Source organism: Bacillus sp. FJAT-45066, assembly GCF_002335755.1.
Classification (GTDB): domain Bacteria; phylum Bacillota; class Bacilli; order Bacillales; family Bacillaceae_I; genus Bacillus_CD; species Bacillus_CD alkalisoli.
On record NZ_NISQ01000001.1, the window covers coordinates 2,726,699 to 2,739,662 of the forward strand.

Here is a 12,964-nt window from a genome sequence, read left to right on the forward strand (position 1 = left end):
GGAAATCAACAGGTATTTGTATTTAAAATCAACACTAATCTTTAACATATCCATATTAAAAGTCACAACTATAGTTAGTAGCAAGATGTTTTGATATACGAAAATCTCGAATTAATATACAACTATGATACTCCTTTTTTATTATTTTTTAAATAGTTTGATTACTTTTTGTGGAAAAATATTTCGTGGGGCGAATTAAAAAAGATAGCACAGAGGACTCTACACTATCTTTCCACTTTTTATTATTCACCTTTTAACGAATTATAAATCTTCCTTTTCCAATCTAAAAAAGTAGGCTCCAAGAGTAATTCTTCATTACGAGGTCTAGGAAAAGGGACTTCTATATCCGCTTTGACGGTCGCAGGTTTGTTAGACAAAACGATTATTCTATCGGATAAAAACAATGCTTCTTCAATGTTATGAGTCACAAACAAAATGGTTTTTCTATTGCTTTCCCAAATGTTCATGAGCCACTTTTGCATATCAAGTCGAGTTAGCTCATCAAGTGCCGAGAAAGGCTCATCTAAACAAATAACCGGTTGGGGGCTTAGAAGTGCTCGAATAAAAGCAACTCGTTGTTTCATTCCACCTGATAATTCGTGAGGATAGGCGTGCAAATAATCACCTAGACCTGCCTTCTTAATCATCTCTTCAGCCTTTTCCTTATCTACTTTACCAACGATTTCTTGTCCTAACACCACATTTTGTAGCACTGTTCTCCATGGCAGTAAAGCCGGGGATTGCGGCATGTAGCTTATCATTCCTCTTTTGTTTGTAATGTTTTTCCCACTTAAAAAAATGGCACCTTCATCTGGTGATAGTATTCCACCAATAAGATGAAAAATGGTACTTTTCCCACTACCTGAAGGGCCAAGAATCGAGACGAACTGTTCTTTTTCAATGGTGAAATTCAAGGAAGAAATGACTTTATTTTCTCCAAACGATTTTGTAATATCTCTCATGACTAGATGACTCATCTTTCACCCCCACCTTTTTCTTTCCAACGTACGAACCATTTCTCCAACAAGAAAATTATCGCAAAAAACAATAAGCTAATAATCATAATCGTAAAAATGGCCACAAACACGCGATCTGTTCGGAATGAAGAAGAGGCTAGTGTCATGTAAACGCCAATCCCACGCTGCGCACCGAGCCATTCTGAAATAACAGCACCCATTACGCTATAGGTTGCGGAGATTTTCATGCCCGAAAGAATAGAAGGTAAGGAGTACGGTAATTCTACTTTCCAAAATAGTTGCCGATTCGATGCACCAGCCATTTTCATGTAATGTTTTAGTTCAGGTGCTGTTTGACGAAAACCATCTAGTGCCGCGATTGTAATGGGAAAGAAGCATACGAGCGTGATGACAATCATTTTTGGCAAAAGCCCAAATCCAAACCATATGACTAAAAGTGGTGCTAAAACAATGATTGGCACATTTTGCGAAAGGATAAGCAACGGGTATACGGATTCACGAACGATAGGTATTAAATGTAAAATGATTGCTGTTATAATCCCGATGCTTGCTCCAATCGCAAAGCCTAACACTGTTATTTGGACGGTCGATAACACATGTGGTTGAAAATTTACCCACCCGTTCCAAGCTTCCGCAAAAATTAACGATGGCGCTGGTAATAACCATTTTGGAACTTCAAAAAAAGTAACAGCCAGTTCCCATAAAATGAACAAAAGAAGGAGAACCAAAAATGGCCTCCAACTTTTTGTAAAAATATTTTTCATCATCCGTCATACTTCTCCGTTAATTGTCCTATTGTGATGCCTGTTGGCTGATACAAGACTTTTACTTGAGAGATTACGTTGCTACTTCCTAGCTCTATCATTCGCACGTTCATTTTTTCAATAATAGAAAATAACTGTGCCATATCGCCTTCCATTGTTGTTTCTAACGGCCCTACGCGATATGCCACACCTGAGTCTTCAATAATTTTAATAGCTTCATCTACATAAGGGATAACGTTTTCCCCTTTTTTTGTTTTCGGAATGATTTGAATGCTTACTAATGCATTTGCCATTTTTATTTTCTCCTCCTACTTACTCTGGAAGAAACTCATTAGTGAACGCTGCTTCCGCATCTAATTCACCTTCTAGTAGATCGTTTTCTATCATCCACTGTGCATAGTTCTCCCAAACTTCTAATTTTTGTTCTCCCCAACGTGGTGCGTCATTTTTATATTTGTCTGCTAACCACTTTTGGCTCGCTGTTACTAATTCCGCATCTAAATCAGGTACGGCAGCAATTAGTATTTCTGCCGCTTCTTCTGGGTTTTCGATTGCAAATTCATATCCACGAGAAGCCGCCTTTATAAACGCTCTAACTACATCGCTTTGTTCATCTATCATTTTTTCATTGGTAGAAAGTACGGGTGTGTAGTAATCAAGTGCATCGGAATAGTCTGTTAAATACACCATATTAATTTCTTCCCCGCGCAACTCTGCCTCTACACCTGTCCATCCGTAATAAATCCAAGCAAAGTCAATGTCACGACGAACAGCCGTGAAAAAGTCTGCATCTCCCATGTTAATAAATCGTACTTGTTCCACATCTGCATCTCCATCATTTTTCATTATGGATGCGATAACGGATTTTTCAACGGGAGCTCCCCACCCACCATAAGATTTTCCTTCAAAATCTTTCGGTGATGTAATGTTTTTTTCTGCAGGTGAAGCAAATCCAGATGTATTGTGTTGGATTATTGCTGCAATCGAAACGATTGGAATGCCTTGCACTCTAGCTTCTGTAATGGCTTCCTGATAGCTTACACCAAAGTCCGCACGGCCCGCTGCAACTAATTGGTCAGCCCCTGCTTCTCCAGGAAGTAATATTTCCACTTGCAAACCTTCTTCTTCAAAATAACCTTTTTCTTTTGCTACATAAAGACCCGTATGGTTCGTGTTCGGAGTCCAATCTAACACAACGGAAACTTCCTTTAACCCTTCCGCTCGGTTCTTATCTGCAGGCGCTGTGTTGTTGTTCACGTTTCCACAACCTACAAGCAAAACTGACGCCATTAAAATTGCGATCCATTTTTTCATTCTGTATTCCTCCAATGTTGGTTTGAGGTACTAAACGTATGTATCGTTTCTTTTCCATCTCATACAAAAAGCCTAGGACTGCTTTACCTAGGCATAGTTTTAACATATTTAGAGTAGATTATATGTTTCCTACGCTGGTATGAGCCAGATCAGGTTCAAGGGTCAGTGCCTTCGGACACAATCTCAGCTAGCCTACCTAGCCCCCCTACATGTTTAGTATTCTCTTTTTGAAACAGTATTATTATATCACTCTAAAGAATTTAAGCTAGTATTATGATGTTATTGTGATGTTATTGTGATGCTCCTCTTGCATCTACTTTCCAACAGTCTTTAATTACTCCATCTTCATGTACGTAAAACTCATTGAATTGGTTCACAACCGTACAAGCATGATTAGGAATAATTTGGACTTTGTCGTTTAAAGTTAAAGCCGTATCTTCTTTGAACGTTGCTACACCATGTTCTTCGGAAAGCCGCTCGATTGTTATGTTTGAGTGACCATTGATGTGCCCATGCCCTTTTACAGAAGCGTTTCCATGTGCACCTTTATCAAGGCACAGTGTTTTGCTTCCAGCATCTAATATGATTCTACCTTCCTCTTTATACGTTCCGACAACAGACGCAAGCACCGTCAGCGCACAATTTTTTCTTTCGGTCACACCTAAGCCTACTTGAATTTCATCGAAAAAAACGCTGTTGCCTGGTCTTACCTCTGTAATGCCATTTACTGCCCCAGCCATTTTATAAGTAGGGGTGGAGCCAACACTCCTCGTTTTGATTTTTATCCCCGCTTTTTCGCATACAGCCGCGCTAGTTAACACCGCCTCTGCTTCTGCTAGAGCAATTTTTTCTATTTCTTGTTGGGAAGTGGCAGCATACGAATGTCCCGCATGTGTAAAGATGCCGCCAAGAGTTAGCTTTGATAGCAGAAGTATCGCTTGAGCTAATTCAAGTGCTTGTTTACCAGGCTTAACACCACAACGGTTCAGTCCACTGTTCACTTTTATCCAAACTTCTATTGTATTTGGCGTTTTCTCTAGATGTTTTTGTAATAATTTTATCTGTTCCAAGCTATCTACAGAAACTTTGAGTTGTGACACTGTTGCGAGGAGGTTTATTAATCGTTCTATTTTAGTAGGACTTGAGATCGGATAAGCGATGAGAATATCCTTTATCCCCGCTTTTGCCATAATTTCGGCTTCGGCAATTTTAGCTGTTGTGATGCCAACTGCACCTGCTTCTAGTTGAAGCTTTGCGATTTCGATGGATTTATGTGTTTTAATGTGAGGTCTTAATTGGATGTTATGATGTTGGGCAAATGTTGCTGTATTTTGGATATTTTTTTTTAGCTTTTTTAGGTCGACTAGTAATGACGGAGTGTCTAGTTGGCTGATTGATTTTCCGATTAATGGGTTCATTAGGGCGATCAGTCCTTTCTACGTATAAATAAAATGGTAAGCTTCATTGGGGAGTTTAGCAAGTTTGGCGTTGAAGATTAATTTTGGATGCCATTTTTGTATGACTTTCTTGTCTTTTTGGTACTTTATGCAATTCTATATGTACTTTTTAATGTTCTATCGCTACTTTTTAAGGCCTCTATCTATACTTTTATTTTCCATCGATACTTTTTTGAGTTCTATCGCTACTTTTCAGAACTATAATAAACGCTTTTTCTTCGGTGACACAGCTAGGTTTATCCACACCATTTATCCCCTATAAGATAGGAAGTAAATGGTATATCACATACAATCTTTTTTAGACTCTTTATTGAACTTACAAAGGACTTACCCATCCATTCAGGGTAAGTCCTTTGTTATGTTAGAGGCAATATAATCCGGAAAGTCGTCCCTGACTCGGACGACGATAGCAACTCAATGCTACCGTTATGATTTTCTATAATTCTTTGAACAATTGTTAAACCTAACCCAGTACCTGATTCTTTTGAACTTAAAAACGGATCGAAAATGTTTGCTTTTATTTTCTCAGGAATACCTGGTCCCTCATCTGTAAACAGAATCTCATAATTATCTTCATGCGCATAGGATTCGATCGTAATCATACCTTTACCTTCCATCGCTTCACTACTATTACGAATGAGATTATATAATACTTGTTTCATCTGTTTCGGATCCACTTGAAATGGCTCTTCACTTAAATGCAATGTAATATTCAATTCGTTTTCTGCAGACTCATTTATTAGAGGTAAAATCTCTTCTAAAATAGATGCCAATTTTTTCGTTTTCACTATTGGTGCACCTGGCTTGGAAAGCATTAACATCTCCTCGATAATGGCATTAATTCGATTTAGTTCGCCTAGCAATAAAGGGATATGGTATTGTGCATTTTCCTCTTCTTTGAAAGATTGATTCATTAACGAAATAAAACCATGTATAACAGCAAGTGGATTACGAATTTCATGAGCCGCCCCTGCTGCTAACTCTCCAACTAATGCAAGTTTATCGGATTGCTGTATTCTTCTTTCTAGCTTTTCTATCTCTGTAATATCAACGAAATAGGCAATTCTACCAATCTCTTGATTAAATTGGTTTAATAGTTTGGAATGGGACATTAATAAATTGTAAGTCTTATCTTCTGTTTCATACGTTACCTTTTTATTTTGACATTCGTGATCTGAAACAATCATCTCCCAAAACATTGCGTTTTTCGTAGCATCTTTACGGACAAGCTTCTCCACTTTTGTTTTGTCTATATTTAACAAAGATTTAGCTGTCGTATTTAATGTGTACGTTGTATTCTTATTGTCAATAGAGACGATACCTACAGGTAGAGAGTTTAGAACTTGCTCATGATACATTTTTTCATCTAATATAGCTTGGAATGATTCTTTTAAACTATAAGACATTTGATTAATAGAGTTAGACAAATTTTGCAATTCAATTTGCTTTACTCTTGGGACGGTTAAACCGTATTGACCGTTAGAAATTTGGTCTACTTTATCCACCAGCTTTTCTACAGGCCTTGTCAAACTAGCACTTATACGATAAGAAGCGTATACAGATAAAATAATACTTATAATAGTAATGAATACTAATATCCATAAAGAGTTTTTTATAATAACTGGGATGTTAGATGTTTTCGTTTGTAAAGATTGGAATGTGTGTACTTTTGATTCTTGTAACTCATCCATTAGTAAAATTACTTCAGGAATATATGTATTTTGTAAAAATGCTTTTGCCCCGACCTCGTTCTCATATAATAGTAGGTTTTCCACTTCATTAGTAATCATGAAGTTAATAAGATTAACTCTCATTTGTAATGGAGTTAAAGTGGATGGGGGGGATTCATATTCTTTTTTAATGGAGTCCACGACATCTTCATCAATAAGTTTATACGATTCCATAAAATTACAACAATAGGCACCGTTCACATAACTTTCTGCTAAAAACTTCTTTACGTACATTTCTTCTTCCCAATGTTTGATCCAAATCAACTCGGGAATACTTTTTTCATCCATTTCGTTCGTAATATCATTTATTTTTTCTATGAAATAAACAAAAATTAAAGAGAAGGTGGAAAGCAAAAGCGTTATGCTTAGGAGAGTTATTAATATTTTACTTCTAAGCGATATTCCGTTGGTTATTCCTCTCATCATTCCTTTTCCCCCGTCTTATTGCATCTTCTATAGTTGCCAACCTGTTTCATAATACTTCTGAATTTCATGCTCAATTTTTTCTAATTCTTCTTCTGAAAACATTGGTCCAAATGGTGCCAAATAAAAGATGTTGTCATTTTCGGTTAACATGACCCGACCTTGCGGGATGCCTTCATCACTTAAGAAGTCCTCTACTATTTTTTCGTACACGCCCGGAATATCATTTACGATACTTGTAAGAACTACTTCTGGTCCTAAATGACGTTGGTCTTCAATATAACCGATTACGTAAACATTTTTATCTTTTGCATAGTCAATAACATCACGATTTAATGCATTTCCTTTTGAAAAGAAAACATCATAGCCATCCTCTATTAATTTTTGCATGGAAGCAATTGCTTTTTTTCCATCATCTCGTGTATGAATGACTTCATAACGAAATTCTATATTTTCGTTAATGGATTTTGCCCCCTGTTCGAAATAGTTCGGCATATTACTTAGATCAATAGGATCGAGCATTGCAACTTTATTGGTCGATGTTTTCATCGCTGCTGTTGTTCCAGCAAAATATTCTAAGTGACCATGATTAAAGGTGTATACTGTTTGGTTAGGTTGCGTTGCTGTTCCATGAATCGTGACGAAATGAGTGTCTGGGTGCAAGGAAGCGAATCTTTCAAAAATAGGCGAAAACTCTCTTCCTTGACCTATGATCAATTTCACATCGTTCTCAATCGATTCTTTTACTTTTTCTTCTATTTTCACCGTGGAATTTAATTCGGCATATAAGCTGATAGTAACTGGAAAGCGTTCTAATATCTTTAACTGACCTTTGTAGGCAAGGCTCCCCCAACTTTGGTCTGCTATTACGTCTGACGTAAGGATGGATACATGTGTGGTTGGTTTCGTTGCCGTCTTATCGGTCAATATATTGTTCACTTTTATGATGATTGATAGCATGAGTGCTGAAAGTATAAGGAATGTAAAAATGGATATCCATCTAAGTTGTTTATTTTGTTGAGGCATAGACTTTCCACTCCTCTTACTAGTGTTTGTATATACTAGTTTCATTGTACCTAATACTTGTGGCATATTGCTACAATTTTCGATATTTTTTAAGAGTATCTATTTAATGTATGAATACTGAATACTAGCTGATAAACGAGTAAGGACTAGTATTTGTAAGGTTTTTATCTTTTTTTAGAACATACCACAATATCAACTATACATAATCACGTTTTTCACTAAACGAAACGAGATTATGATATTAACCTAAAATGAAAAGAAGCCACCAATGAGTAGAGTAGCATCCTTCACTGGTGGCTTCTGTTTTTATTTATTTTAATCTTCGTCTTTTACATCTATATCTTCTGGAATTGGTTCGTTCATGTATTCTTCTAATATTCGCTTGCCTTTTTCTACTTGTTCTTTATGCAGTTTGAATTGAGAATTGTTGATTAAGTATTGTTCTCCATCAAAGACTGCTCGAATTTTTTTATGTTGGATCAATTCTTCAATATAGTATTCAGGGAAATTTAAGTATTCGGCTGTTTCTTTTATTGTTAAATACATTCTTTATACTCTTCCCTCCACTTAGAAACGATCTTGTTTGCTGTTTGTTCTCCGTTTTCAATGCAGTCAGCAATTCCTACACCGTAGTAGGAGCAGCCTGCTAGTATTACCCCTGGGTATTCTTGGTTTAGTCTTTCTTCAAGCGTTGCTACATCTTTCGGATGTGCAATTTGGTAGGTTGGCATATTTTCTACCCAATCCGTTACTTCGCTTACAACTGGTTGTGCTTCTATTCCAAGGCTCTTCTCTATATCTTTTAAAGCAACTTGTAGTATTTCTGACTTGTTCATTTGCTTTAAAGCTGGGAAGGATGGAATTGAGCTCTTATAGAATAAACGTACAAGCAGATTTCCTTTGTCTGATGTATGCTCCCACTTTCTACTTGTCCATGTACAAGCATTGCATAAGACATTATCTGAGTTTGTTGAAATAAAACCTGTGCCATCTTCAGGTAAAATACTGTCTGGAACATTGAAGCCTAAATATACACTTATTAACGAACTGTTTTTGAAGCTTGCGAATGCCTCTTTTAAATCTTGATTTTTTAGTAATGGCACAGCAGCTGTATGTGGGATACTTAAGACAACATGATCCGCTACTATGTGGGTGTCGTTTTCAAAAGTCACTTTATATTGGTTAGACTGCTTTTCTATTTGAACCGCTTTATGGTTTTTATGGATGTTGACTGTTTCTAGTTTTCTTTCGTATGCATCAATGAGGGCACTCATCCCGTCTTGGAAGGAAATGAACTTCCCTTTTTTACTTTGGAACTTTTCCTTGTTGGCTTCTAACCCTTTAATGATACTGCCGTATTCGTTTTTGTAATCAATTAAAAACGGAAGAGTCGCTGCGATGGTTAGGTCTTTTAGTGTGCCAGAGTACACACCTGATAAAACTGGCCCGATTTGTTTTTCAACTAATTCTTTACCGAAAAAGTGCTCTAGAAAATCGCCAACCGAATCATTTTTCGTAAACGTTTCGTTTTTTGTGTGGAGGTCATTTAATGCTTCTTCCTTACCTTCTGCTGAGATAAGGGTAGAGTTGCGTAAAGATTCGACACTCATAGGGATTCCGAAGATGGTGTCTGCTGGGATGGGTTTGAGTTCACCTTCCGTATATAAGAAAGATACGCCTGTTGCGTTGTAAACGATATCGCTTTCTAAGCCTAGTTCTTTTATGAATGGCATGGAGATGGCTTTTCTCGCAACGATAGAGTCTGCTCCAACTTCCATTGCAAATCCATCTGTTTTGACGGTGCGAATTTTCCCACCTAATGTGTCGCTCGCTTCTGCTAATATTAGCTCCACGTCTTCATTCTTTTCCAGTTTCCATTTTTGTAATTCATAAAGTGCTGATAAACCAGTTATTCCTCCGCCTATAACTAATACTGTCTTCATTATATTTACACCTCTGCTTAGGTTTTCTTTTAAATGATAGCTAAATGATACCATAAAAGGTGTCTAGTTATGGAATGGCAGTTGTTACAAAAGGGTGAAATGGGGAGTGGTTTGGTGTTTTGGCTTTTGAATCGGTCACTTCCACTCTCGCTTCGGTCACTTTGCCTCTGCTTCGGTCACTTTGCCCTCCTCTCAAAAGTCAATCGAGCCACTTCCCACCAATTTATTCGAATCTGATTAATCACTCTACTCACAAAAAATAAGCCAGTCTCCTCACTGCATCAGCAGAGGAAATGGCTCACCTTATAAAACAAGTAGTTCACTTAGGTTAAAAGTTCAACAAAACCTACAAATTCTCTAAAAACAACCTTATTACATCCGCTCCACCAATAATTGTACCTAGCGTGCTTCCTAAGTTCGCCAATACAACAATAAGCAAGATGCGTGTGACTTTATTATTCCAAAACCCTTTTACACTGTACACATCTTCCGCCAACGTCTCAAAATCCGCTACATTTGGTCGTCTAATAAATGCTTGTACTAGCCCTGCTAACCACCCGGCAGCTAGAAGCGGGTTTAACGATGTAATTGGCGCTGCCACAAACGCCGTTAATACAGCAAGAGGATGTCCCATCGCAATTGCCGCCCCTAATGCTGAAAAGGAACCGTTCCATAATACCCAACTAATCGTTTGTTGCATTCCTGCTGAAGGATTCGCGTAAAACGTATAAGCAATAACAGATAGTATCAAGATTGGAATCATCCACGCGATGATTTTCGGTGCCGGTGATTTCGGTGGTACCGCTGTTAACTTTCTCAAATCATGTTCTTTATGTATCTCTTGCGTAATACCAGGTACGTGCGCTGCACCTAAAACAGCTACTACTTTTTCTCCTGGTGCATTTCTAATTTTCTCCGCTAAATATTGGTCACGCTCATCAATTAAAGGTGTTTTCAATCTTGGAAAAGCAACCGTAAACTCATTTAGCATCGCATTTAGCATATCTTTCGATTTCAGCTTCTCCAGTTCTTCTTCTGAAACTGTCTCATTACTAAAAATGCTATAAAAAATTTGTAACATTAGCTTCGCTTTTCCGAACAAGCCAATTCCATTCCAAATACGAGAAAACGTCACTTGAATATTTCGATCTGCTAACACAAGCTCTGCACCAATTTCTTTGGCAGACTCAATACCTTGTATCATTTCTTGTCCAGGTTTAATACCAACTTGTTTCGCCATTCGCTTTTGAAACGAAGATATAGCAAGGTTCATTAGTAATAACGTTGCCTTCTTTTCTTTTATAACTTTAAATATATCCATCTCTTTCCATTTGTTGCCGTCCATAATAGATTGATATCTTTGCTCATCTAACTCTACACAAACGGAATCTGGCTGTTCTGCTTCTATAACCTCTTTTACTTGCTCTGCACTTTTTTTCGAAACGTGTGCGGTACCGATTAAAATAATCTCTTTGCCATTTACATGTAACCGAGTGATATTTTCTTCAGACATAAGTACCTTCCTTTATATGAATAAATTTCATCGTTATTTTTGAAATCATAAATATGAAGTTTTCTCTTGTACATTTTTCATAACTAATTGTATTCATTCTACCATTTTCTAGCGGGAAAGGAGAAGAATTAACAAAGTTTTTTTACAAACACTCTGTTAAACACCGCTTTTGATTTCCGCGCATATCTTCGCTTTCCGCGGGCGGGCCGGGAGCCTCCTCGACGCATTCGCGTCTGTGGGGTCTCCCGCTCCCCGCTTCTCCCGCAGGTGTCTACGATATGCGGTCCAATCAACAGCTAGTCTGTCATTAGAACTTATACTCTATTGTTATATATAAAAAAACCTCCCTGCAAAAGGAAGGCTTACTCATAATCACTCGCATCTACAAAAAGCACATATGCTAAATAAATAACCATGCAAATTGCCATCGTAATAAAGCCCCAACCGAGGGTTATTTGTTCAGACAATAAGTAGTTATTACATAACTGCACAGGGGATAATGTATATAACATCCCCATCCCACTGAAAGTTACGGAAAACCCAGTCCACACAACGTTTTTAACTCTCCTACTCAACTTTAGCCAACTATCTCGTAACGGCACACCAGCTAATAATGGAAGACCAATATATTTAAACCATTGAACGGCCCACGACGTTAAAGCATCATCCATCGTCCGTGGTAAAAGCCAGTACGCCATCACAATAGAAAACAACAAAATGCCTGGAGTACCATCCTCATTCCATTTTGCAAATAAAGAAGGAAACCTCTTTTGAAAAAACGAGCCCATTAAAAAACCAGCAATTACTAGCAAAGGCATCTGCATATGCATATGAACAATCATGATGGACTCCATTAATTCCGCGACTGGAGGAAAGATAAGCAAGATGAATAACAATAATCCAAAGAAAGCCATCATCTATTCGTCCCCTCCTCGCCTAAAAGAGACATCACTCTGCTCGCTGCTTCCACCGGCTTCTTATAATCTAATACATCCACTAAATATCCGTTTCGATCTACAACATAAAACGCCGAGTTATGAGCAAAGTTCCCGTAATCATCAGGTATGACAATGACACCAAACCTTTTCAACAATTCATTCAACTCAGCTTCATCGTTAATCCTTGCCATTCTCCACGTTTCCTCGTCACTTTTCACATAACCGCTATATCTCGCAAGAATCGGAGGCTCATCCCTTATCGGATCAAAACTAATACTTAAAAATACAACATCTTCACCAAGGAGCTCTTCTGGCAACAGCCTATACACTTCTCCCATATTCATCTCAAGCTCCACACAAACCGTCTGGCAGTACGTGTAAAAAAAGGTGATGAACACATATTTCCCTTCGAAGTGTGAAAATGGATACACCCTTGCTTTACTGTCCTCCAATACTACTTCCGGAAACTTCGGTTTATCCAAAAGCAAGCCATTGACCCTCGCTTTTTCTGCCGTAAAGGCCGTGAAGCCGTCTGTGCCGAAATAAAACAAGGCTAATCCAAATAAGAGTATTAGAATAATAGCTTTTCTTGTATATTTGTCGTTGTACATGATGACTTCACTTCCTTTTAATAACAAGCAAATTATCGCTAATTGGAATGCTAGTAATGATGACACTTACAGTTATAGTCCTGGTCATGACCGTTTTTCTTTCTCGAACTGGTCTAATCGGTCTTGAGGACCCTTCTCATGACCGTTTTTCTTTCTCGAACTGGTCAAACCGGTCTTGAGGACCTTTCTCATGACCGTTTTTCTTTCTCGAACTGGTCTAATCGGTCTTGAGGACTCTTTTCATGACCGTTTTTCTTTCTCGAACTGG

Annotated in this window: 12 protein-coding genes and 1 riboswitch; all 12 genes read right to left on the reverse strand. The window is 37.8% G+C overall.

Features of this window, described 5'->3' with window-relative positions:
* Positions 1-242: 242 nt before the first annotated feature.
* Positions 243-977 (reverse strand): ABC transporter ATP-binding protein, encoded by a 735-nt coding sequence (locus tag CDZ92_RS13750; RefSeq protein ID WP_096155768.1) that lies wholly within the window; start codon positions 975-977, stop codon positions 243-245.
* On the reverse strand, positions 974-1,741 hold the full coding sequence (locus CDZ92_RS13755; RefSeq protein ID WP_096157012.1) for an ABC transporter permease: 768 nt from the start codon (positions 1,739-1,741) through the stop codon (positions 974-976). The genes CDZ92_RS13750 and CDZ92_RS13755 overlap by 4 nt, the downstream gene beginning before the upstream one ends.
* Positions 1,741-2,034, reverse strand: a complete 294-nt coding sequence (locus tag CDZ92_RS13760) for a thiamine-binding protein (RefSeq protein ID WP_096155769.1) — start codon at positions 2,032-2,034, stop codon at positions 1,741-1,743. Before CDZ92_RS13760 ends, CDZ92_RS13755 begins: the two co-directional genes overlap by 1 nt.
* A gap of 19 nt (positions 2,035-2,053) precedes the next feature.
* Positions 2,054-3,055: an ABC transporter substrate-binding protein gene (locus CDZ92_RS13765; protein ID WP_096155770.1), complete on the reverse strand. Its 1,002-nt coding sequence runs from the start codon at positions 3,053-3,055 to the stop codon at positions 2,054-2,056.
* A gap of 109 nt (positions 3,056-3,164) precedes the next feature.
* A riboswitch (TPP riboswitch) is annotated at positions 3,165-3,272 on the reverse strand.
* 73 nt (positions 3,273-3,345) lie between these two features.
* Positions 3,346-4,473, reverse strand: coding sequence for a D-TA family PLP-dependent enzyme (locus CDZ92_RS13770; protein WP_096155771.1), 1,128 nt, complete (start codon positions 4,471-4,473; stop codon positions 3,346-3,348).
* Between the two features lie 395 nt (positions 4,474-4,868).
* On the reverse strand, positions 4,869-6,668 hold the full coding sequence (locus CDZ92_RS13775; protein ID WP_096155772.1) for a sensor histidine kinase: 1,800 nt from the start codon (positions 6,666-6,668) through the stop codon (positions 4,869-4,871).
* A 27-nt stretch (positions 6,669-6,695) separates the two neighbouring features.
* The gene (locus tag CDZ92_RS13780) at positions 6,696-7,691 is read right to left on the reverse strand and encodes a BMP family ABC transporter substrate-binding protein (protein ID WP_157842794.1); all 996 of its coding nucleotides are present in this window, start codon (positions 7,689-7,691) and stop codon (positions 6,696-6,698) included.
* Between the two features lie 315 nt (positions 7,692-8,006).
* Positions 8,007-8,237, reverse strand: a complete 231-nt coding sequence (locus CDZ92_RS13785) for an excisionase family DNA-binding protein (RefSeq protein ID WP_096155774.1) — start codon at positions 8,235-8,237, stop codon at positions 8,007-8,009.
* Positions 8,228-9,634, reverse strand: coding sequence for a protoporphyrinogen oxidase (gene hemG, locus CDZ92_RS13790; RefSeq protein WP_096155775.1), 1,407 nt, complete (start codon positions 9,632-9,634; stop codon positions 8,228-8,230). The genes CDZ92_RS13785 and hemG overlap by 10 nt, the downstream gene beginning before the upstream one ends.
* 346 nt (positions 9,635-9,980) lie before the next feature.
* Positions 9,981-11,147 (reverse strand): TraB/GumN family protein, encoded by a 1,167-nt coding sequence (locus CDZ92_RS13795; RefSeq protein WP_096155776.1) that lies wholly within the window; start codon positions 11,145-11,147, stop codon positions 9,981-9,983.
* A gap of 362 nt (positions 11,148-11,509) precedes the next feature.
* On the reverse strand, positions 11,510-12,064 hold the full coding sequence (locus CDZ92_RS13800) for a hypothetical protein (protein ID WP_096155777.1): 555 nt from the start codon (positions 12,062-12,064) through the stop codon (positions 11,510-11,512).
* On the reverse strand, positions 12,061-12,762 hold the full coding sequence (locus CDZ92_RS13805; protein WP_369679949.1) for an SCO family protein: 702 nt from the start codon (positions 12,760-12,762) through the stop codon (positions 12,061-12,063). The genes CDZ92_RS13800 and CDZ92_RS13805 overlap by 4 nt, the downstream gene beginning before the upstream one ends.
* Between the last annotated feature and the right edge of the window lie 202 nt (positions 12,763-12,964).